Consider the following 22,858-nt stretch of genomic DNA (forward strand, 5'->3'; position numbering starts at 1 on the left):
TTAATGTATTTTTAGGTATTATTCTCCCAGCTTTTCAGCCTTCACCAAAATCTCTCGCAAAACACGGGCAACCCGGCTTTTTCTCCTCTTTACTTTTACACTTATCCGTCTTAACGACTCTTGGTATACGGCGGTATCATTGGGTTCATAGAGCTGTTTGGCGGCAATCCGTAACGTCCTTCTCATTAATATTGCTGATGAACGTGTTGACTTCGTTCGGTATCCTCTGCGCAAGACCCGTATAGTATGTTTGTATTTCTCCAGGTCTTCGTTTGGAGGAACAAGGGCGAACAGATTTAGGGAAGAGTCATTGAACCCGTAGCTTTTGAACATGATTTTTAGATTCTCAATATTTATGAGATTTCCTCTGAAGTGGGTTGGATGTTCTTGGTGAACGCCGACAACTTCTTTGATGCTGTGAAAAGGGATTTTTAATCGATGCAGTCGATACCCAAGATCCCAATCTTCGAGTCCATAGAGGATAAACTGTTCATTAAAACCTCCAGCCCGAGTTAATTGGCTGCGTCTTATGGACACACAACGTGTGACGAGTAACATCCAAGGGGCTACATCTGTGCTGGCAAATTGCTTTTTAGTATTTGGAGGAACTCTTGAGGCAAAGGTGACTTTTGATAACGTCTCCGTCTGCTGAAGGATATCATTGGGTGTGATTATTGGGATGATTTCAGTCGCTGATTCGAAGTCAGGATTCCATAAGTTAGAAGGCGAAAGTGTATTACGGCAATGTTCTTTTTCTTCAGGAGAAAAGTCTGGGTAGTAGTGGGTATAAGCGTCATCCCATGAGTGTGGAATACCTGAAATTATCGACTTAGGATATTTACGGTGATACTGGTTTACGATCCTAATGAATTCAGGGAATACCAGAAAATCAGCATCGCAGAAGATGACGTATTTCCCTTTTGCCTGACTCAGCCCCAGATTTCTTACGGCAGAACGGCCGCGTTGTTCCTGCTGAGCGACATAAATAAGCGGATAAGAAGTTTGAAAGCTTTCGACCATTTCCTTAGTACCATCTGTAGAACCGTCATCTGCGACGATCACCTCGAACCGATCCTTCGGATAGGTCTGTGTCTCGAATGAAGTGAGTGTAAGTAGCAGCTGCTGAAGTCGGTTATAGGTTGGAATTATGATGCTGTAACGGATAGCCAGAATGATCACCCCCACCATTTAATAAAAGCCCTTGAATAGGATAAATAATAACAATATATTCAGGGACTTTAGCCTGGTCTAGTCAAGCGCCTTTAAGGGTGGAAATAGGCAGGGGACAGGGTTTAGCACGAATCAAAGATTTTATATTTTTGTGAACTTACCTAGCTCCGTCTCATCTCTATTGTAAAGAACCCGCTATATTAGCGGGTTCTTTACTGTCTGTGCGCTTAATTGTAGTAGACAGAATGCTCGGTATATGTGAAGTGCTATTAGTGAGATATAAGAACCCCATATTGTTTAAAAAAGTTGGTGATTTCAGAGATGTCCATCCGTTCATCAGGTAGATCTTCTGGATAATAAATGCCTGGGACCCATGGTTCTTCCTTTGATATCCGCAATAGCTTTTCTGCTTGGACAGCAGCTCCCAAAGCGGTAAGATGAGTCTGACCAAGCGGGTCAGAAATCGCTATTGTCCGTTCAACCCAGTGCCCATTATGATCCAGACCCTTTAGATGAATAAGGATATGATGTGCACTGCCAGTACCAGGATTGTAGAGCAGTCTTCGTCTAAGCGAACGGAATCGGTCTCCGCTGATCATCTTCCATATTCCGCTGTTAACTAGTCCGACAAGGATGGAGGTGGAGGCTTTGCTGTCGAAGGAGATGCGGAAGCTGGCGGAGTCGATATGCTCAGCTGTTGGCAAGGTGACATGATCTGGGGTGTCAAGCCGATAGCATTTTGCTGTATATCCATCTGGAAATTGGACTTTGATGGGGTCAGTCATTGGAATTACAAGACGTTTTCCCCCCCGTTCTGTAATATGGAATGGAATGGTCATACGATCCATGTACGCCGCGGAGTCGGGTCCTGCTTTGTCACGTAGAGAGTACAACGCGTGAATATCAACGGCGACGTTTTGAAGTGTGGCCGAGTGCAGCATGGCGAACAGCGAAGCAGTTCCCGCCATCCATCCCGAAGAAAGCACGATAGGAGCATAGAGGTCTGTTTTTTCTAACTTTGTGATTGATTGTTGGAATATCTCTGTCCAGCGAGTAAGATCGATCAGTGGGATTTTTCTTCTAACTGCAGACATAAGTAGCCGATCCTGCAGATCGTTGACGGAATTGATGATTAGCGATACATTATCGCCTGCATAAAGCAGTGGATCATCCGCATTATTATCAACTACGACTGTTTGTACCCGTGTGGACTCAAAAGGTGCTGCTTTTTGCGGTGACCTTCCTCCCAATATAATCTCGAGATCGGGATGTCGATCGTGTAATATTTGAGCAATTTGTCTGCCGACGGCACCGTATCCTCCTACAATAAGTACCTTTTTCCTATGCATATCTGCAACCTCCGTTTAAATGTTTATATGTTTAAGTTATTTGACATATCGCTTAAAAAAATAGGAATGACAAGTGCTAGTCAGGTTAATGGCATTAGCACTGGCATTCCTCTTCAACGAAATGGACAAGTTGTTTCATAAGCGCTATCGCTTCGTCAAACTCAAGTCTGTAGAACATTTCCGTGCCCTTCTTCTGAACCTTAAGCAGCCCTGCTTGCCGTAATATTTTCAGATGATGAGAGACTGTAGGCCGGGACATGGGGATATGCTCTGCAATTTGGCTCACATTCATACTCTCTTTGTCGATCAGCAATGCAATGATTTGCTGACGAATAGGATCTCCCAAGCCTTGGAAATAGGGGCTTAAATTCTCGAAAATATGAATCGCCTTCTGATTACTATTAGATTCGTTCATAACTCCCTCCGTTATAATGTTTAATTGTTTAAACGTATCATAATATATTTCAGGGAATAATTCAATGCGTTGATAATCTCCGTTATTTTGGAGGAATCCTAGTTTATTAAATATAATCAAGGGACATATGGATATTTGTATTAAAATTGTGAGGTCATATGGTAAGGCGGTTTTATGGATGAACTCAAGTAAAAAGTAATCATGTCCTTAAACAAAAGACACCTCGATGGGTGTCTTTTGTTTAAGGAATTCCAGAAGGTAGCATACAAAGCTCGGCTTATTCGCGGGGATAAAAAAGGATCAATAAGAGGCTGCTCCTTTTTATGTTCTATTTTCCACTAGGTAATAATTTATTCAATAATATTGCTGCCAATGAAGCAGCTAGGATAGGTGAGCCTAATAAATACTGTACGAATGTAGGCAAAGAGTTCAAGTAGTCACCAGGAATGAGTACCAAAGCCAAGGTGATGATCATTGGTAAGGCAATAATGTACATTTCTTTTTCGCCGATGGTTACATTTTTCATTACTTGCACACCATTAATTGCGATGATGCCGCAGATGATGGCGAAGACGCCGCCGATTACAGCGGATGGAATGGAAGAGATCAAAGCGGCGAGTTTACCGGAACAACCAAAGAGGACAAACCATCCTCCTACAGCGAGAAAGACCCGGCGGCTGGCAACACCTGTAATGGAGATGATCCCTGCATTAGTTGAATAACCTGTAACAGGAGTCGAACCGAGCACAGACGCAATAAGACAGCCAATTCCTTCTCCAATTACGCCGCGGTTAATATTTTTGTCTGTCAAAGGTTTATTGATTACATTGCTGACCGCAAACCAGGTGCCTGTTGTTTCAGCCAGCAGCACGATATAAATAATAACCATGGTGATAATAGCTGAAAAATTGAAGGAAAAGCCGAAATCAACAAAAGCGATCCGCGGCATGCTAAACCACTTGGCACTACTTATCGCTGAGAAATCTAAAACGCCCATAATATTAGCCGAAATACATCCGACTACTAACGCCATCATTACGGAAAGAATTCGGAAGACAGATCCTTTATTACGGAACAAAGTACCGAGAACCACAAAAATAAGCAGTGTAGCACCTGAAATAAGGGCTAATAATACATTTTGATTAATTGAAGCCCCAGAGGCTCCGTAGATATTATCTCTGATCGCAACAGGCAATAAAGATAGACCTACAATGAAAATGATTGTGCCACCTACGATAGGCGGAATAAAGGTTTTAACGATTTTATTAAAAATCCCCGCATAACCCAAAATAATAACCAGGCTGGCCCCGATTAAGCTGGCACCTAACACGGAGCTCCAACCGAGCTCTCCGCCACCACTAGCTGCATAAATACTGACGATCGCACCCAGCGGAACATAAGAAGGACCTTGAGCGATAGGCAGCTTCATACAGAAATAGGTTTGCACAATCGTTGCAAGTCCTGCGGCAATAAAGGTGGATTGGATTAACGCGCTGGACTGATTGGGCTGTAAGCCGATTAACATCGCAATAAGGAATGGCACTACATAGACATCCATAGCCAATACATGTTGAAAGCCGAGAATGACGGATTTACTAAATGAAACTTTTTCATCGGGTAGGACAGTTAGTAGCTGTGATTCCAAATGTGCTTGCTCTTGTACGTTTACTTGTGTTTTCACTCCGATGCCCACCTTAAGTTTTCTAGTTTAATTAATCTTTAACGCGAATGAACTTTTTCACCCTGTACCCAGACTTCACGGATATTTTCAGGTCTAGCCAGATACATTATCTTTTGAAAAATATCTTGCAAATCTTCATTCTCATCAAAGACGGGCAATTTCGCCGAGGGTACTTTCGTATCGATTATTTGAACATCCCATGCATAACCTTCTAGTAACCGGCCGATAGGTAAGCTTAAGCTTTCTCCGCCGCCAGCGGTAGCAAGATAAAAGGATTCATGGATCGTAATTCGTGATCCCGGTACTCCGCGGTTTTGTGCAGAAAGTGAGGGATTCACACCATCCTCCAGCATTCTTGAAGACATTACGGCTTGTCTAATGTTGTCGAAGAGACTAGGTGAAAAACCTCCGGAAATATCAGAGCCTAAACCAATCTCAACGCCTTTGGCATGGAAGTCAGCGATCGGAATGACACTATTGGCAAAATACGCGTTGGATATCGGACAATGCGCAATAGCTGTTCCTGTCTCTGCAAACAAATTCACATCATTTTCATCTAAAAAATTACAATGAGCCATGACAGATTTATCACTGAGCAGACCAAAATCATGCAAGGCAAAAGCATCGTTCTTTTGGAATCGTTCTTGCACATAACCGTGCGCCCAATCACTTTCACTACAGTGCGATTGCACATACGTATCATATTTAGCGGCAAGTTCTCCCAAGCCTTGTAAAGCCTCATTAGTGCAGCTTGGAATGAACCTTGGTGTCACTACTGGATAAACGCCTTGTTTAGTAGATTTAGCGAGTTCTTGTACAGCTAGTATAAATTCTTCCGTATCCACTAGTGCGGTGTGGGTGTCGGAGTCGCGGTAATTCTCAGGATTTCCCTGCGGATCGTCCATAACCACTTTTCCAACGAGTCCACGTTGTCCTTTTTCCGCACATATTTTAGCCAATAATAGACTGGCCTCTTTATGCACCGTTGCAAAATAAAGTGCTGTAGTGGTTCCGTTTGCGAGCAAAGTACCAACCACGTCATCGTAGACTTTTTTTGCAAAAGCCAGGTCCGAAAATTTAGACTCCAGTGGGAAGGTATAAGTATTTAGCCAATCATAGAGCGGGATATCTAATGCAGTTCCAGATTGAGCCCATTGTGGCGCGTGGACATGCAGATCGATAAAGCCGGGCAAAAAATACTGGCCCTCGGCTAATACATGAAAATTGTCCTGACCTTGATAAGCATCAAGCAAGGGTTGATAGTCGGCGTGCTCCGGTGCAACGATCATTTCTATCATCCCATCCGAATTGATACAGAAGAGATGATCCTTTAAAATTTGAATTTCTTTTGGGGATAGGCTAGAAAATGAAGTGCCTAGGAATATTTGCATATAATTTCTCATGATTTCCGCCTTAATGTTCGTCTTTTGGTGTGCATTCGTTATTATAATCCGTGAAAAAGGATAAGTCCAGACCAAAAGTCGAATAAAGGCGTAATTGACGGATAGGAGGAACTGAGGAATTGAAAGCGAATATGACGCATAGACGTCACGTTCGCTAGGCTAGAATACAGAAAAAGATAGAGGGAAGTAAAAAATGCTGATCGGCTTCGATTTCTTTACGGTTATAGGAAATGAATGCGGTTACTATCTTGTGATATAATAGATGAAATCGATCAATAGTTTGAGAAAATTGGATTAGGAGTGTTGCCTGGATGAGAAGATACAACATTTGGCGCCCGTTGATGTTAATTATTGTTGCTGTACTTACAAAAAGCTTGGTCACTAACCTGTGCATTTTGTTTGGTATGCAGGCTGAATCAGCAAGTAGTATGGGGACGCTGGGCATGGTCATTGCCGGTTTAGTGATGTACAATCGCATGACAAATCGCCGACGTAAATAAGCTGGCCGGATAGATTATAAACGTCTGGTTATTATGTTATAGTAAAGATTGAAATAAAACTTGTATCGACCTGAAAAGGAGTACTTCATGACACAGTTTGTCTACAAACAAATTATTGATGACTTAAAAATGAAAATTTTTGCTGGGCAGTTTCCCGATATGAAATTACCGGATGAACGAACGCTTAGTGAAACTTATCAAGTGAGTCGTAGTTCTATTAAAAGTGCTCTGACTAAAATGGCAAATGCCGGCATTATTTTTAAAAAGCGTGGCTCAGGGACATTTATAAATCCTTTATACATAAAAAATGAATCTATTTTTAACTACGAAGGCTCTAATTTAGGTGTCACCGACAATTTTCAAATGAATGGGAAGAAGCCAAAGATTAAAGTTTTGAAATTTGAGGTCATTCCACCAACGGAAGAACTACAGCGGGATCTGTTTTTAGGCCCTCATGATTTTGTTTACAAAATCATTCGCTTACGTCTTTTTGATGATGAACCCTTTATGATTGAAACGGGTTATATCCCAATCAAAATCGTGCAGAATTTAAATCAGACCATTATTGAAGGATCTATCTTTAATTATTTGGAGGATTCACGAAATCTGGCGGTAACCAAATCCTTTTTATCGATATCCGCAGAACCCTCTGAGGCTACGGATCAAGAGCTGCTGCATTTGCAGGCAAATGAGCCAGTAAGCATTATGGAAGGGATTTTCTTTTTAGATAATGGCACGCCATTTGAATTCTCCCATATGCGCTTCCACTATAAATACTTAAAATTTAATACCTTTGTGTCCGTTCATTAAAGTAAGACTGGGGAATTTTTCTCGGTCTTATTTTTTTTGTTTTGCGCAAAATAGATGAAGGATAAGGAGCAAATACCCCCGCAAACTTCAGTCCATATTTTTACATATATATTAATATTGACGTATTTTTACAGACAATTGACACTGTATTTCATACTATGTTCATATTTTCACAAAATTGGACCGTATCATTTGTTGAAAAGGTTGAATTAATTTTTCGCGGCGGTATGATGTACTTGTGGAAGAAATTACGGCAATGTAGACACAGAAAAAATTTTGGGGAGTGGAAGAAATGGTATTATCCATGGATGTTGATTACTCATCAAAAACTTATTTAGAGAAGCTTGATGCATACTGGCGCGCAACTAACTACATCTCTGTAGGTCAACTGTATTTGAAAGATAATCCGTTGTTAAGAGAACCGCTGAAAGAAGCAGACGTAAAGATTAAGCCCATTGGACACTGGGGAACTATTCCAGGCCAGAACTTTATTTATGCCCATTTGAATCGGGTCATTACTAAATATGATTTGAATATGTTCTACATCGAGGGCCCTGGTCATGGCGGTCAGGTTATGGTTTCGAACTCCTATCTCGATGGTAGCTATACTGAAATTTATCCGGAAATCACACAAGATATCCCAGGCCTGAAGAAATTGTTCAAACAATTCTCTTTCCCAGGTGGAGTTGCTTCCCATGCTGCCCCTGAAACACCTGGATCGATCCACGAAGGTGGCGAATTAGGTTATTCTCTATCCCATGGTGTAGGTGCAATTCTGGATAATCCAGATTTAATCTCCGCTGTTGTTATTGGTGATGGAGAGGCTGAAACTGGCCCATTAGCGGCTTCATGGTTCTCCAACCGGTTCATCAATCCAGTTACTGATGGTGCAGTTCTGCCGATCTTGCACTTAAATGGTTTCAAAATCAGTAACCCAACGATTCTGTCTCGTCAATCCAAAGAAGAAATTACTGCATACTTTAAAGGTATGGGTTGGGAACCGTTCTTCGTTGAAGGCGAAAATCCTGATCTAATGCATCCGGAAATGGCTAAGGTGCTTGATACCATCGTTGAAAGAATTGAAGCGATTCAAAAGAATGCACGTGACAACAATGACCTGACGCGTCCGGTTTGGCCAATGTTGGTCTTCCGTTCTCCTAAGGGCTGGACGGGTCCAAAGCAATGGGATGGTGTTCCGAATGAGAACTCTTTCCGTGCCCATCAGGTGCCGATTCCAGTGGATCAAAAAAATATGAAGCATGCTCCAGCGTTATTGGAGTGGATGAACAGCTACAGACCAGAAGAATTATTTGATGACAATGGTCGTCTGAACGCTGAACTTGCTGAGATTCTGCCAACTGGCGACAGACGTATGGGAATGAACCCAGTTACTAATGCTGGCAACCAAATTAAAGATCTAAACTTACCGAATTTCCGTAAGTTCGCACTTGATAATTCCAAACCAGGTGAAGTAATAGCACAAGATATGGCCGTTCTGGGTAAATACATGAAAGATGTTATCTCTCTGAACGAAGAGAACCGCAATTTCAGAATTTTCGGACCGGATGAAACAATGTCCAATCGTCTGGGACCTGTCTTTGAAGTGACGAAACGTCAATGGTTGGATCAAGTGATTGAGCCGAATGACGAATTCCTAGCTTCTTATGGCCGTGTTATCGATTCCCAATTGTCTGAACATCAGGCAGAAGGTTTGCTTGAAGGTTACGTATTGACAGGTCGCCATGGTTTCTTTGCAAGCTATGAAGCTTTCTTGCGTGTCGTGGATTCGATGATTACTCAGCATTTCAAATGGCTGCGTAAAGCAACAGATCAAAGCTGGCGTGCGGATATTCCATCATTGAATGTGGTAGCAACTTCAACTGTATTCCAGCAAGACCACAATGGTTACACTCACCAAGATCCAGGTTTGCTAGGTCACTTGGCTGATAAAAAACCAGAATTTATCCGTGAGTATTTGCCGGCTGATGCCAACTCCTTGCTGGCTGTCTTTGACACCGTCTTAAATGACCGTCAAAAAATTAACTTGATTGTTTCTTCCAAACATCCTCGTCCACAATGGTTCAGTGCGGATGAAGCACAAGAGCTGGTGGATAAAGGACTGAAGATTATTGACTGGGCAAGCACCGATCAAGGTGGAGAGCCTGATGTTGTCTTTGCTTCTGCAGGTACAGAACCAACTATCGAAAGCTTGGCTGCCATCTCTATCCTGCATGAAAAACTGCCGAACCTTAAAATTAGATATATCAACGTGGTAGACTTGTTGAAACTGAGAAGTCAAAAATTAGATCCGCGTGGCTTATCTGACGAAGAGTTTGATCAATTTTTCACAAAAGATAAACCAGTTATCTTCGCTTTCCATGGATATGAAGGTCTGATTAAAGACTTGTTCTTTGATCGCCATAACCATAACCTGCACGTACACGGATACCGCGAGAATGGCGATATCACAACACCATTCGATATGCGCGTATTGAATCAAATGGACCGCTTTGACTTGGCGAAGGAAGCTGTTCTGAGCTTGCCTAATGCTAACGACTATAAAGCGATCGCAGATGAAATGGATGCTATCGTTAAGAAACATCACCAATTCATTCGTGAAGAGGGTATTGATTTGCCAGAAGTAGAGAACTGGGTATGGAAAGCTTTGAAATAAGCGTATAGCCAGTACCATAGGAAGTAATACAAAAAGACACCTTTAGAGGTGTCTTTTTATTTGTTTAAATAACCATACAAAACAATTATAATCATTTTTTCATCTTTACCACTGTAAATATATGTGAGTAAATAGGTGGGTAAAGAAAGGGGAGAAATGTATGACATCTATTGATAAACTTCCCAAGTCTATAGAAATACAGCTTACAGAACAACCTTTATTTCACTCTGTATCTGATTTAATGAAAGATGGGCAATTCGGTGAGCAGTGGCTTGTATTGACTGAGAAGGAGATTTCCGTTTGGGGAACGGACGGGAAACTGGTCTCAAAGCTTCTAGTCTCGAATATTACTGATGCCCGGGTAGTAGGCGGGGTAGGCGGCGGATCGTTGCTTGTGGATACCCAAGAGGGGCCTATTATACTTATACGTTATACAGCATCACTTACCTCTATATTTGGTTTTGCTTCTAAATTAATTGGCGCTGTAGCTAAAGGCGAGGAACGGCCAACCGCTTCTGAAAAAGAGTTTCCAAGAAATTGTCCAAAATGCCGCAATCCGCTGCCGGAAGATTCACAAGCTTGTCCGGTGTGCAAGAGTAACGGCAAGGTTCTATTTCGGATGTTGAGTTACGCTAAGCCTTATAAGATCCAAATGATCGCCGCGGCGATTATGTTGATTTTTACTACATTGGTAGAGCTTGTTCCACCATTTTTGACGAAGATGATCGTTGATAATGTGTTGACAGAAAAGGATATGGGCTCAACGCTTCTATGGATTGTGATCGGGCTAGCAGCCACATCCTTAGTAATTACTTTAATGCAGACGCTACGTGGACTTATAGGGGTATGGATTGGTTCCAAAATCATGGGTGATCTTCGTCATGATGTGTATCATTCCTTGATGAAATTATCTTTATCTTTTTTCGACCGAAGACAATCTTCGCAATTTATTGGACGGGTGAATAATGATTCAGAGGCGATGCGGCAATTTATGACTGACGGTGTAATCTGGGTCTCGGGTGAATCGCTGCGGGTAATCGCTATTTTCACTATTATGTTCAGTATGGATTGGAAGCTAACGCTGCTTGCTATGCTGCCTATGCCGCTTATGGTGGTGCTGTCGACCGTGTTATGGCCGATGATTGGCAGACGTTGGTACCAGCAGTGGAGATCTATTTTTAGATTAAACGCTTTGGTTGGCGATTCTTTGCAGGGGATTCGTGTAGTCAAAGCATTCGGTCAGGAAACAACAGAGATGTCACGTTATACAGTCGCCAATAAGGAGCTGGTTCGGCATAATATTCGGATCGAAGGCTTATGGCAGGGGATGTTTCCTGCTTTTGCGTTGGTTGCTGGTGTGGGTACGTTATTAATTTGGTTTTATGGCGGGAAAACGGTGCTACAGGGCCAATTATCCATCGGTACGCTAATCGCTTTGGTGACCTACCTTGGGATGCTTCTCGGACCTTTGCAGTGGGTGAGCCAAATGATCAACTGGGCCAGCCATGCGATTTCAGCAGCAGATCGGGTCTTTGAAATTATGGATACACCGTCAGATGTGCCTGATACTGTGAATCCAGCAGCCATCGGCCGCGTAAACGGTGAGGTTGAGTTTAAGCGGGTTACTTATGGATACGAAAAACATCATCCTGTGCTCAAGAACGTGGATTTAAAAGTGGGTGCGGGCGAGATGATTGGTCTGGTCGGACATTCAGGTGCCGGTAAGTCGACGTTCATTAATATGATCTGTCGCTTCTATGATACAGATGAGGGAACCATTACCATCGATGGTGTGGACATCCGAAATATCAGCCAGTCAGATCTGCGTAGTCAGATCGGTGTAGTGCTGCAGGAGACGTTTCTATTCGACGGAACGATTGCTGAGAATATTGCCTATTCTAAACCGGACGCTACGGAATTAGAAATCATGCGCGCTGCAAAAATTGCCAACGCCCATGATTTTATCGTTCAATTGCCGGATGGCTATGATACAAGAGTTGGGGAACGTGGCCATAAATTGTCCGGTGGAGAGAAGCAGCGAGTGTCTATTGCTCGAGCAATAATTCACGATCCGCGAATTCTAATCCTAGATGAAGCAACAGCTTCTGTAGATACAGTGACCGAGCGGCAAATTCAAGAAGCGATCTCGCGACTGGTAAAAGGCAGAACGACATTCGCGATTGCCCATCGATTATCCACGCTAAGAAATGCGAACCGTCTTGTAGTGCTTGAACGCGGGAAGATCATTGAAGTGGGTACACATGAGGAATTGCTTGCTGCAGAAGGTGCTTACTTCAAGCTAGTTGAGGCACAGAAGGAAATGTCGCAGATTAAGGGGGTTGAGATGCATGAGTGATTCGAATCTTGTTAACGGGGAATTGAATCCTAAAGATCCCTATGAGATTAACATTCTTGAACCGGGTGCAATCTCTTTTAGCCGCAGTCAAGGTGGCGTGTTTCAAGGAGTAGTGGAGGGTCAAGTCTATGAGGAATTAATTCTTTTTCGTATATTTCCATTCCAATATACCACGGAGTATATTTCAGTTCGTAACTCCAAGAGTGAGGAGATCGGAGTCATTCGTGACATTGATCAGCTCGATGAAGAAAGTCGGGTGGAAGTGGACACAGAGCTCCGGCTGCGGTATTTTCTTCCGGTTGTAACCCGCATTGATTCTATTAAGCAAAAAGCGGATATGTGGATTTGGGAGCTGCAAACGAATCTGGGCCAGACCCGGATCGTTATGCGGAACCTGCACGAGCATATGCAGTATCCAAGTCATAAACGAATCATTCTTACGGATATCAATGGAAAAAGATGCGAAATCCGTGATTATCTAGCCCTGGATGTTCAGAGCCGAAGCAAGCTGAAGGATGTTTTATAGTCTAGTTATGAAAAAGCTCCGCAGCCATTTGTTGATGGCCTGCGGGGCCTCTTTTTTTATCCGTAGTTTCTGCTAAGGAAAAATTTGATGGCGTTCTCTCTTCGGTATGGTAATATATTACAACCGGATCTTTACCATAGGGGAGGTATGTGAGTGAAGCATAAATGGATCAATTCGCCGTACACCTTTGCTTTAGGGATGTTTGCGATGATGGTTCCCAGTCAGGCATTTAGTTCATTTTACAGTTACTTTTATGTTGAAAAATTAGGATTGGGCATTGGACTTGCTACATTAGCCAGAACCATCTTTCTGATCTGGGATGCGGTAAACAATCCGTTATTCGGCTATTGGTCAGATCGCACAGATACTCGTTTGGGTCGACGCAGACCATGGGTGTTTGGCTCAATTCCGTTATTCATGCTGGCATTTGTACTGGTTTTCTCCCCTCCCGGCGGATTATCTGAAAATGGATTGTTCACTTGGTTTCTAGTCACACTTATTTTCTATGAGGCTGTTGCCACTGTGTTATGGGTGAATTATGGAGCGTTACTCCCGGAGCTCTTCCATGGAGACCGTATTCGGGCAAAAGCCTCCGCGATTCAGCAAGGCTATCAAGTTGTAGCTTTGTTAATCGGTACTGCCTTAACTCCAATTATTTTTGCAGCTATTGGTTTCTCTAATATGGCTATAGTGTATGCCTGTCTCTTTGGAGTGTTTATGTTTTTATGTATGATGAATGTCCAAGAAAAGAAGGAGCTCACAGAGCAGGAACCCTTGAAGTTGATTCCGGCTTTTCGGGAGACCATTCGGAATAAAAAGTTTTGGGTGTTTAATATTTCGAACTCTTTTGCCCAAACGGTGAATGGACTTGTAAGCTCGATGATCCCTTTTTATGCAAAATATGTACTTCATATCTCCGAGGCTCAGGTATCGATTTTACTCGCAGCTGTTTTTGTTTCGGTCATTCCATTAGTATTCGTGTGGTACTGGATGATTCGTAAGATGGACGGGGTCAAGGCGTGGCGGTTATCACTGATCTTATATGCGTTATCGGTAATTCCGTTATGGTTTGGTTATGACCTCTTAAGTGGCGTGGCTGCTGGCGTAGTTGTCGGTTTCGGATTAGCCGGATTTCTAGTAACCCCAGCAATAGTAGGTGGCAAGATTATTGATGAGGATGCGGAAAAAACAGGTCTGAGAAGAGAAGGAATCTACACGGCTGTAAGCGGATTCATCACTCGTTCAAGCGGGTTAATCTCTGCGTTAGCTTTTTTCATTGTAGGTATGATCTTTGGCTATCAAGGCGGCGATGATCCAGGGTCCAATCCTGAAGCGACATTTAGGTATTTAATAAGTGTGGTGCCATTATGTCTGTTGGCCATAGCTGTTGTCATATCCTTCACAATGAAATTTACATTTATGGACTCTTTGAGAGGTGAGGCTGACTATGAACAAAAAATTAATCATCAATTGTGATGATTTTGGGCAAAGTCCCCCCATGAATCAGGCGATTAAACATCTGCTGGAAGAGGAAAAGGTATCCTCAGCAACGATTATAGCGGTGGCCCCTGGGTTTGAGGAGGCAGCTGCATGGTGTAGTCGCAGGCAACAACGGAATGTGGGACTTCACTTGACGATGACTAGTGAATTTGAGGCTTTGCGCTGGGCGAGCCTGACGGGAGAGGCTTCTCTTCATGACGAGAGCGGACATCAATATAGGACGGTAAAAGAGTTCGAACAGGGGGCGCAGACAAAAGCCGTACTAAAGGAGATAGATGCGCAGTACGAGCGAGTGAAACAGTCGGGAATAGTGATTAGCCATGTAGACAACCACATGGGTAGTTTATACGGAATGGAAACAGGACGCAGCTTGCTACCGCAGACGTTGTGGAAAATTTCGCGCTGGGGATTGCCCTCACGATTCTTCAGATACATCCATGCTGAGGATCCGCTTTTGGCATCGCTGAAAAATATTGAACGACCAGTTGCCCTTGGAGCAGGGCTGGCGGATACGTTTGGGGTGCCGATTCCCGACTATTTGCTATCGCATCCTTTTGGTGTAGAGGAAGGCGAGACGTATGAAAGGTTTAAAAGATCTATTATTGCTAAGCTGTATTCGTTGCCGGATGGCGTTAGTGAGACCTATATTCATCCCGGGATAGACGATCCATGGATGCAAGCAAATATTCCGCACTGGAGTAAGCGAGTTTGGGAGTATAAGTTGCCCTTTGATGATGATTTTACCTATGCCCTCAGTGATGCTAAGGTTGAATTGACGAATTATCGTTATGTACAGGAGCATCTAAAACGTCCACGGTTAAGATCTGCAGGCAGATTGTTAAAGAACCTGATAAGATTATGAGCAAAAATAAAAGACACCTTGAGGGGTGTCTTTTGATTATCCCATTAATCCTTTTAGCCCGTTAAGGAAGGGGGAAATAGATTTAATCATATTGTAGCCCATCTTCATAACCGGCATAGTTTTTTGTACCATTCCAATAAAGTTGCCGATTCCCCCGAACCCGCCAAATCCGCCAAAACCACCGCCTCCAGAACTGGCAGCCCCTGCTCCTGCGGAGCCTAGAGCGCCTCCACCCATTCCGAAAAGTGAGCCGAATAAGGGCATTAATCCTGATACGTTTGCTTTCCGGGAGCGGGAAGAAGAGTGTTTTTTTGATTTTCTGTGTTTGTTTTTACGTGGTTTGGAAAGGGTCAGTCCATTCTTATCGAGGCCGGTTATCCATCCTATATACGTACGTCCATCATGTAACGTAATGCACACGGGTCTACCTTTCAGCTGTTCAGCACGTTTGCGAATCTTCGTTGTATTTGCCATTTGTGGATCACCTCATTGGTCTATTTACTTCTATATTACTCAGATATTTTTGTGTTGCTTGTGCTAGTTCATCATAAAAAAATATTTGGGTGAAAGAGCTACCACTTGTGTTGATGCCCATAATAATTCATTACACTCATATAATTTAATGTGCGATAAATAAATTATGGAGGGGTGAAAACTTGATATCAGCATGGATTGGGAGTATTACTTTTTTGGGAGCAGTGATTCTTTATATACTGCTGTCTCTGGGATTGCCTTATGGGGAATTTGCAATGGGAGGAAGGCATAGAATTATGCCTCCACAAATGAGAGTCGCGTGTGGAGTTTCAGTAGTGATACAGCTAATTGCCATCCTGTACTTATTGCAGGCAGGGAATGTGATCTCTATTGGATTACCTTTTGATAGAAGGGTATGTTATTTTTTTGCCGTCTATTTAATGCTTAATACTATAATGAACTTATTGTCGAGGAGCATGAAAGAAAAACTTGTGATGACACCCTTATCTTTAATAACTGCAATCTGTTTTGGGATTACTGCTATGAATGGGTAAAAAGTAGTGCCGGACATAGATTCGACTTTTCTAGACTTTATATAGGATTGTTTTTAGGACACATCTGGTGAAGATGTGTTCTTTTTGCATCTATTGACTCTTGACCTATAAAAACGGATTCATAAGTCTAGGTCTTTCTTCTTATGTTATTATATTTAACATTGTTTTATATTATTTTTACAATTATATGATAATTGGTTATGTTTGTGTGATATAATATCACAGAAATTATGTGAAAATGATAGGGAGGACTAATATTATTATGGGATGGAAGACACGATGGAATAAGCCGATTGCTTCTGTATTAGCAACTGCAGTGCTTTCTTTGCAGGTGTTTGGAGGTATTGGTTTGGGTGCAGCTTGGGGTACAGATAAAGCTGAAGCAGCATCCGCAGCCACAGCCAAACTCCGGCTGATGAGCACGACGGACGTGCACACCAATGTCTACGGCTGGGACTATTTTAAGAATGCGGCTTCAGTAACTGTCGGTCTTGACCGCACAGCAAGCTTGGTGAAACAAGCCAAAAGTGAAGAACCCAACACCCTCCTGCTCGACAATGGGGACTTGATTCAAGGAACTCCGCTAGGTACTTATGTGGCGAAGGAATCGGATCTGAAGGATCCTACTAATGTTACTGATATCCATCCGATGATTGCAGCCATGAACGCTATGGGATATGATGCTGCGACTTTTGGTAATCATGAATTCAATTATGGATTACAATTTTTAGATCGTACGATAAACGGTAGCGCTGGTAATGAGATGACTACTGGAGCCAATTTTGATTATGTGAATGCCAATATATATAAAATGGATGGCGTTACAAATGCTTATCAACCTTATGTTATTATTCCTAAGAAAGTAACGGATAGTAACGGCGATGAGCAGACGATTCAAGTTGGTCTAATCGGCCTAGTTACTCCTCAAATCATGGAGTGGGACAAGGTTAATCTGGAAGGCAAAGTTGTCGTTGAAGATATTGCTAAAACGGCAGAAAAATTTGTTCCTGAAATGAAAGCTAAGGGAGCAGATATTATTGTTGCTATGGCCCATACGGGGTTTGATGTTAACGCCGTTGTTGGAGACGGTTCTGAGAATGATATTAACGCTTTGAGTAAGGTTCCTGATATTGATGCGATTACGTTCTCTCATACGCATAAGGTATTCCCAACAGGGAATAACGATACGTTGGACGCGTCGTTCAAAGATCCTGTTACTAAACAACCGTATGCAAACGAAAAGGCTGTGATCGATAATGTGAATGGCCACATTAACGGTACGCCTGCTGTACAAGCTGGTTACGGCGGAGCTTATTTGGGTCTAATCGATCTGAACATTGTATACGATGGTAGTGACTGGACGGTAGACAAGCAAAGTTCAAAAGCTTCTGCTCGTTCTATTTATAAGACAGAGAATAAAGTGAATATACCACTGGTTGAGCCTGATGCAGCTGTAGATGCAGCTGTTGCAGCAGCACATGAGGCTACTATTGCTTATACTGGACAAAAGCTTGGTGTTACAACAGCTCCGATGAACAGCTATTTCGCAATGGTTCAGGATGATCCTACGGTTCAACTTGTTACGTATGCACAAAAGTGGTACGTTCAGAATTATATTGATATCAATGTTCCTCAATATAAGGACCTTGCCATTCTTAGTGTTGGTGCTCCTTTTAAAGCAGGACGCAACGGACCTGATGAGTACACCAGTATTGATAAGGGTGACTTGACTATTCGTAGCGCAAGTGACCTGTATTTATACGATAATACCCTTAAAGCAATCAAAGTTAAGGGTACTGTTGTAAAAGAATGGCTGGAAATGAGTGCGGGCGCATTTAACCGCATCAAACCAGGGATCTCGACTCCGCAGTCTCTGTTGAATACGAAATTTTCAGTTTTTAACTTCGATGTAATCGATGGGGTTCAATATAAAATCGATGTGACGAAAAACGCGAAGTACAATCCGGATGGTACGATTAATGATGCTTCTTCGAGTCGTGTAACGGATGTCACTTACAATGATCAACCTTTAGATCTAGATCAGGATTTCATTGTTGTTACTAATAATTACCGCGCAAGTGGTGGCGGGAACTTCCCGGGTGTTAAAGGTGCAGAGCTGGTTGTAGACTCTCAAGATGAGAATCGTCAGGTTCTGATGGACTACATCAGTGAAGCTGGTACGATTGATCCAACTGCTGATGGTAACTGGTCCTTGGCACCTATCAAAGGCAATGTGAATGTTACATTTACAACAACACCTAAAGCGGCAAATGTACTCCCAGCGAACATTTCCGATACTGGACAGCAAGATAATAAGGGCTTTGGAATTTTCAAGCTAGATCTAAGTGTGAAGACACCTGCACCGACGGAAGATGTGGAGGTTCACCTTCTTGGAATTAATGACTTCCATGGTCAACTCGACACTGTTTCTACAGTGAACAATAAGTCTGTAGGCACAGCAGCTTATCTCGCGACTTATTTGAAAGCAACTCGTGCAAAATATGAGAACTCATTACTCTTCCATAATGGTGACTCCGTTGGAGCATCCGCTCCAGTATCGTCCCTTGAGCGCGATGAGCCGACTCATGCTTGGATGAACATGATGAAATTTGATGTGGGTTCTCTTGGTAATCACGAATTTGACCAAGGTGTTGATGCACTGATGACACAGCTTTATGGTGGTATCGACCCTAAGGATAATAAAGTTAACCATGCTGGATCTGATTTTGATTATGTTAATGCGAATGCAGTGGATGCCAAAACTGGCGAGCCAATTATTAATCCTTATGTAATCAAAGAAGTAGGCGGTGTGAAGATCGGCTTTATTGGTCTTGTAACGAAATCCACACCAAGCAAGGTGGCACCTTCCGGTACGGCTGGCGTGCATTTCCTCACGCCTGAAGAGGAAGTGGCGGCTGTTGAGAAATACGCTAAGGAGCTTCAATCTAAAGGTGTTGAGACGATTATCGTGCTTGCACATGATCCTGCAACAACCAAAGATGGTGTGACTACAGGTGAAGCGGCTGATCTAGCCAATGCGCTTCCTGCGGAATCCCCTGTTGATGTTATCGTTGCTGGTGATAACCATGCACTTGCAAATGGAACAGTAAACGGCAAGCTGATTGTACAAGCTTATTCTTACGGTACAGCATTTGAGGATATCAAGTTGATCATTGATCCTAAAACAGGTGATGTGAAGGACAAGTCTGCTGTGGTAACTTCCACCTTCCATGATGGGGTAACCCCAGATCCGGAAAGTGTGGCACTGGTTAATGCTTACCTTGAGAAGCATCCTGAGCTCACTCAACCAGTGGGTACAACGGACGGAACTATCACTCGTACCGATGCTTACAATAATGAGGCTGCACTTGGTAATCTGATTGCTGACTCTATGCGTAATGCTGACTTCGGCGATGGTGCAAAAGCTGCCGATTTCGCCTTTATGAATCCAGGCGGTATCCGTGCGGACCTTCCGAAAGGTCCTGTAACCTTCGGCGATCTGGCTAAAATTCAGCCATTCGGCAACACGCTTGTGAAGCTGACACTAACCGGAGCGCAAATCAAAACATTGCTGCAACAGCAATGGAATGTAAAAGCTGATGGAACACCAGATATCAAAACGCTGCAAATTTCCGGACTGAAATATACAGCGAATATGTATCTGCCAGTAGCCGATCGTATTGCGAGCCTCACACTAACTGATGGAACACCAATTAATCCTACGCAGAAATATACAGCAGTAGTAAATAACTTTATGGCTGCGGGTGGAGATAACTACAAGGTTCTGACTCAAGCTAGTGATTCATTGGCTGGACCTATTGATTTGGACGTGTTCTACGACTACATTGTAAAAACGTTTAATGGCAAAGAGATTAAAGCAGCCATTGAAGGTCGTATTATTAATAAATTAAAGGCTGATTCGGGATCAGGCAGTGGCAGCGGAGGCGGTTCTACCGGTGTAACTCCAACGCCTACTCCAACCGCGAAACCAACAGCAACACCAGCACCATCAACAGCACCAACGGCAACACCTGCACCAACTACTGCGCCAGCAGCAAACTTCAAGGATCTGGGCAAGGTAGCTTGGGCGCAAGAAGCTATTGAAGCATTGGCTGCTAAGGGCATTCTGAAAGGTCTGGATGCAAATACTTTTGCGCCAACCAAAACAGTGACTAGAGCAGAGTTCGTTACGATGCTGGTACGCGCACTGAATCTTACGGGTTCAGCAACAACCAGTTCGTTCAACGATGTTAAACAAGGAGTTTGGTACACGGATTCTATCGCCCTTGCGGTGAAGGCTGGACTTGTACAAGGCTCTGGAAATGGCAAATTTGAACCGGGTCGTGAAGTGACTCGTGAAGAGATGGCCATTATGGTTGCTAACGCACTGAAAGACAAACTACAGCCGATTGATAAAAATGCAGCATTGGGTAAGTTTGCAGACAAATCCAGTATTGCTCCTTATGCACAAGAGGCTATCGCACAGCTAACTCAATTGGGAATCGTCAACGGTGTTGATGGTGGGAAATTTGCACCTAAGGGTATAGCTAATCGCGCTCAAGCAGCGGTTATCATCTATCGCATGCTTGGACAAGCATCATAATTCTATTGTTCTAACTAAAAGTGTATCGATGATCCTCTTGAGGGCATCGATACACTTTTTTTAAATATAAGAAAGTATAAGTGACACCAATACTCTTATAGTCTTCCCTTAAACGCTTACTGCCCTTACAAAGACACCGAAGGCGCTTTTACTTGTTAAATTTGTTGTTGCTCTTTCTGTGAAATCATGTTAACTTATATTCTGCACTGTATTTTTTTATATCTTGTGCGGTCGTGGCGGAATTGGCAGACGCGCACGGTTCAGGTCCGTGTGGGCTAACCCCCGTGGAGGTTCGAGTCCTCTCGACCGCATACCTAAGTGCATATAAACAGGCAATACTTTTGAATCGCTCTTCAACCTGAAGAGCCTTTTTCTATTTATACGCATAATTCAATTTGACAAACTCTATGTAAAAGAAGTGAAGCAAAGATGGAGCCTAATGTAGGTGTAAATACGAAGCAAAGTGTGCGGTTTCTAGAAAAGTATTTCTCTGGTGAATCGATAGATTATCGTCAGATGATTGCTTTATTCATCCCTATCCTAGTGGATCAGGCCTTTGTGGTGGGTCTTAATCTAGTGAATACAGCTATGATAAGCTCGTCTGGTGTGGCAGCTATCAGTGCGGTCAATATGATAGATTCTCTTAATATTTTTCTCATTAGTGTGTTTATTGCCGTCTCAACAGGTGGGACGGTTGTTGTTGCGCAGTATAAAGGGAGCGGCAATGACCTCATGGTGTCAAAAGCTACGGCAGGTGCTACGTCATCTGTTTCGCTGATGGCATTTGCTATTGGGATGTTCGGAATTCTTTTTCACAATCCGCTGTTGAATTTACTATTTGGAGCGGCCTCACCGGAGGTTATGGAGAACGCCCGAATATATTTAATCGGGAGCTGTATCTCTTATCTTGGTATAGCTGTTGTGGAAGCGGTATGTGGTGCTCTTCGTGGAATTGGTAGAACGAGGGCCTCGCTTGTACTTTCGCTAATTATGAATTTAACTTATGTCTTATTGAATCTCGTCTTTATTAACCTGTTGCATATGGGTGTTCTGGGGATGACCATTTCTATAAATATAGCTAGATACCTGGGGGCGTTCTGCGCACTTTATTATCTATTCCGATTGGACAACGATCTGCATATCCGTATTCGCGATCTTGTAGCGGTTAAGCTGTCTATGCTGAAAAAAATAATGTTCATCGGGATGCCGTTTGCGGCAGAGCAGATGTTCTTTAATGGTGGTAAAATTCTGACTCAGATCTTCATCGTTAGTCTGGGTACGTATGCACTTGCGACTAATGCGATTGCCTCCTCCTTTGCAGGGATTATGCAAATCCCGGGGAATGCGTTGTCCTTGACGATTATTACAGTGGTGGGACAATGTATGGGAAGCAATAATGTTAAGGATGCTCGAAAATTTATTAAATCATTCCTTGTCGCCTCTTCTCTTTCCCTGGTGGTGATGGGGTTGCTGATTATGCCTTTTTTCAATCCATTAGTGTCTATGTTCCATCCTCCTGCTGAGATTGTGGGTGATATCTTCCTGATTGTGCTCATCAATACGATTGCGCAAATTCCGTTATGGTCTATAAGCTTTATTACGCCTTCGGCGCTTAGAGCGGCAGGGGATTCCAAATTCACCTCTATGGTTTCGATGCTTACGATGTGGCTGTTCCGTGTAGTGCTCGGATACATCTTAGGTATTGTTCTGAACTTTGGTATACTCGGCGTTTGGCTGGCGATGAATTGTGAGTGGGGGATCAGAGGTTTGATTTTCCTGCGGCGATTTATGGGCAAGAAATGGGTTCAGCATCGTGTTATATAATAGATATAAAAAAATCAAAGGACGCCCTGAGGGGTGTCTTTTTTTGCATGCTCTGATGAGTGCCTTTGGAGAATGCAGCTTGAGTATTTCTTGGGAAGCGGGGTAATAATATGTAGGAATTGCGTCTTTATGCTTACTAAAACACACAACAAGGAGT

Annotated in this window: 15 protein-coding genes and 1 tRNA gene; 10 read left to right on the top strand and 6 right to left on the bottom strand. The window is 43.0% G+C overall.

Going from position 1 to position 22,858, the window contains the following annotated elements:
• Positions 1-18 precede the first annotated feature (18 nt).
• From MHI32_RS01070 to guaD, 5 genes are all read right to left on the bottom strand, one after another.
• Positions 19-1,170 (bottom strand): glycosyltransferase, encoded by a 1,152-nt coding sequence (locus tag MHI32_RS01070; RefSeq protein ID WP_076282660.1) that lies wholly within the window; start codon positions 1,168-1,170, stop codon positions 19-21.
• Between the two features lie 269 nt (positions 1,171-1,439).
• Positions 1,440-2,519 carry a saccharopine dehydrogenase gene (locus MHI32_RS01075; protein ID WP_340011736.1) on the bottom strand — a complete coding sequence of 360 codons (1,080 nt, stop codon included), beginning with the start codon at positions 2,517-2,519 and terminating at the stop codon, positions 1,440-1,442.
• A gap of 94 nt (positions 2,520-2,613) precedes the next feature.
• On the bottom strand, positions 2,614-2,934 hold the full coding sequence (locus MHI32_RS01080) for a metalloregulator ArsR/SmtB family transcription factor (RefSeq protein ID WP_076126921.1): 321 nt from the start codon (positions 2,932-2,934) through the stop codon (positions 2,614-2,616).
• Between the two features lie 328 nt (positions 2,935-3,262).
• Entirely contained in the window at positions 3,263-4,615 is a 1,353-nt protein-coding gene (locus tag MHI32_RS01085; RefSeq protein WP_340011737.1) for a solute carrier family 23 protein, read from the bottom strand.
• A 38-nt stretch (positions 4,616-4,653) separates the two neighbouring features.
• Positions 4,654-6,018 (bottom strand): guanine deaminase, encoded by a 1,365-nt coding sequence (guaD, locus tag MHI32_RS01090; RefSeq protein ID WP_076279934.1) that lies wholly within the window; start codon positions 6,016-6,018, stop codon positions 4,654-4,656.
• A gap of 311 nt (positions 6,019-6,329) precedes the next feature.
• Here guaD and MHI32_RS01095 point away from each other — a divergent pair, with 311 nt between their 5' ends.
• From MHI32_RS01095 to MHI32_RS01125, 7 genes are all read left to right on the top strand, one after another.
• Positions 6,330-6,518, top strand: a complete 189-nt coding sequence (locus MHI32_RS01095) for a hypothetical protein (protein WP_036687195.1) — start codon at positions 6,330-6,332, stop codon at positions 6,516-6,518.
• A gap of 87 nt (positions 6,519-6,605) precedes the next feature.
• Positions 6,606-7,328 (top strand): GntR family transcriptional regulator, encoded by a 723-nt coding sequence (locus MHI32_RS01100; protein ID WP_076126926.1) that lies wholly within the window; start codon positions 6,606-6,608, stop codon positions 7,326-7,328.
• A 292-nt stretch (positions 7,329-7,620) separates the two neighbouring features.
• Positions 7,621-10,002 (top strand): phosphoketolase family protein, encoded by a 2,382-nt coding sequence (locus MHI32_RS01105; RefSeq protein WP_175618986.1) that lies wholly within the window; start codon positions 7,621-7,623, stop codon positions 10,000-10,002.
• Between the two features lie 160 nt (positions 10,003-10,162).
• Complete coding sequence (locus tag MHI32_RS01110; RefSeq protein WP_339189126.1) at positions 10,163-12,358, top strand: ABC transporter ATP-binding protein; 2,196 nt, start codon at positions 10,163-10,165, stop codon at positions 12,356-12,358.
• The gene (locus MHI32_RS01115) at positions 12,351-12,884 is read left to right on the top strand and encodes a DUF1854 domain-containing protein (RefSeq protein WP_076126929.1); all 534 of its coding nucleotides are present in this window, start codon (positions 12,351-12,353) and stop codon (positions 12,882-12,884) included. Before MHI32_RS01110 ends, MHI32_RS01115 begins: the two co-directional genes overlap by 8 nt.
• A 153-nt stretch (positions 12,885-13,037) precedes the next feature.
• On the top strand, positions 13,038-14,360 hold the full coding sequence (locus MHI32_RS01120; protein ID WP_339189128.1) for an MFS transporter: 1,323 nt from the start codon (positions 13,038-13,040) through the stop codon (positions 14,358-14,360).
• Positions 14,332-15,246 carry a polysaccharide deacetylase family protein gene (locus tag MHI32_RS01125; RefSeq protein ID WP_340011738.1) on the top strand — a complete coding sequence of 305 codons (915 nt, stop codon included), beginning with the start codon at positions 14,332-14,334 and terminating at the stop codon, positions 15,244-15,246. The genes MHI32_RS01120 and MHI32_RS01125 overlap by 29 nt, the downstream gene beginning before the upstream one ends.
• A gap of 36 nt (positions 15,247-15,282) precedes the next feature.
• Here the strand turns inward: MHI32_RS01125 and MHI32_RS01130 are convergent, their stop codons facing one another.
• Positions 15,283-15,720 (bottom strand): hypothetical protein, encoded by a 438-nt coding sequence (locus tag MHI32_RS01130; protein WP_076126935.1) that lies wholly within the window; start codon positions 15,718-15,720, stop codon positions 15,283-15,285.
• An 816-nt stretch (positions 15,721-16,536) separates the two neighbouring features.
• On the opposite strand from MHI32_RS01130, the gene MHI32_RS01135 reads away from it, so the two are divergent.
• From MHI32_RS01135 to MHI32_RS01145, 3 genes are all read left to right on the top strand, one after another.
• On the top strand, positions 16,537-20,877 hold the full coding sequence (locus tag MHI32_RS01135) for a bifunctional 2',3'-cyclic-nucleotide 2'-phosphodiesterase/3'-nucleotidase (RefSeq protein ID WP_340011739.1): 4,341 nt from the start codon (positions 16,537-16,539) through the stop codon (positions 20,875-20,877).
• Positions 20,878-21,104: 227 nt separating this feature from the next.
• Positions 21,105-21,188 (top strand) — tRNA-Leu (locus MHI32_RS01140).
• 118 nt (positions 21,189-21,306) lie between these two features.
• Complete coding sequence (locus MHI32_RS01145; RefSeq protein ID WP_076218289.1) at positions 21,307-22,701, top strand: MATE family efflux transporter; 1,395 nt, start codon at positions 21,307-21,309, stop codon at positions 22,699-22,701.
• The last annotated feature ends 157 nt before the right edge of the window (positions 22,702-22,858 follow it).

The sequence above is a fragment of the Paenibacillus sp. FSL H7-0690 genome (assembly GCF_037980415.1).
Lineage (GTDB): Bacteria > Bacillota > Bacilli > Paenibacillales > Paenibacillaceae > Paenibacillus_AQ > Paenibacillus_AQ odorifer.

Excerpts from the sequence above, each read along its gene's own strand:
- MHI32_RS01075 (WP_340011736.1), bottom strand. The coding sequence starts at position 2,519 with ATGCATAGGAAAAAGGTACTTATTGTAGGAGGATACGGTGCCGTCGGC.
- MHI32_RS01080 (WP_076126921.1), bottom strand. The coding sequence starts at position 2,934 with ATGAACGAATCTAATAGTAATCAGAAGGCGATTCATATTTTCGAGAAT.
- guaD (WP_076279934.1), bottom strand. The coding sequence starts at position 6,018 with ATGAGAAATTATATGCAAATATTCCTAGGCACTTCATTTTCTAGCCTA.
- MHI32_RS01095 (WP_036687195.1), top strand. The coding sequence starts at position 6,330 with ATGAGAAGATACAACATTTGGCGCCCGTTGATGTTAATTATTGTTGCT.
- MHI32_RS01100 (WP_076126926.1), top strand. The coding sequence starts at position 6,606 with ATGACACAGTTTGTCTACAAACAAATTATTGATGACTTAAAAATGAAA.
- MHI32_RS01105 (WP_175618986.1), top strand. The coding sequence starts at position 7,621 with ATGGTATTATCCATGGATGTTGATTACTCATCAAAAACTTATTTAGAG.
- MHI32_RS01110 (WP_339189126.1), top strand. The coding sequence starts at position 10,163 with ATGACATCTATTGATAAACTTCCCAAGTCTATAGAAATACAGCTTACA.
- MHI32_RS01115 (WP_076126929.1), top strand. The coding sequence starts at position 12,351 with ATGAGTGATTCGAATCTTGTTAACGGGGAATTGAATCCTAAAGATCCC.
- MHI32_RS01125 (WP_340011738.1), top strand. The coding sequence starts at position 14,332 with ATGAACAAAAAATTAATCATCAATTGTGATGATTTTGGGCAAAGTCCC.
- MHI32_RS01130 (WP_076126935.1), bottom strand. The coding sequence starts at position 15,720 with ATGGCAAATACAACGAAGATTCGCAAACGTGCTGAACAGCTGAAAGGT.
- MHI32_RS01135 (WP_340011739.1), top strand. The coding sequence starts at position 16,537 with ATGGGATGGAAGACACGATGGAATAAGCCGATTGCTTCTGTATTAGCA.
- MHI32_RS01145 (WP_076218289.1), top strand. The coding sequence starts at position 21,307 with ATGGAGCCTAATGTAGGTGTAAATACGAAGCAAAGTGTGCGGTTTCTA.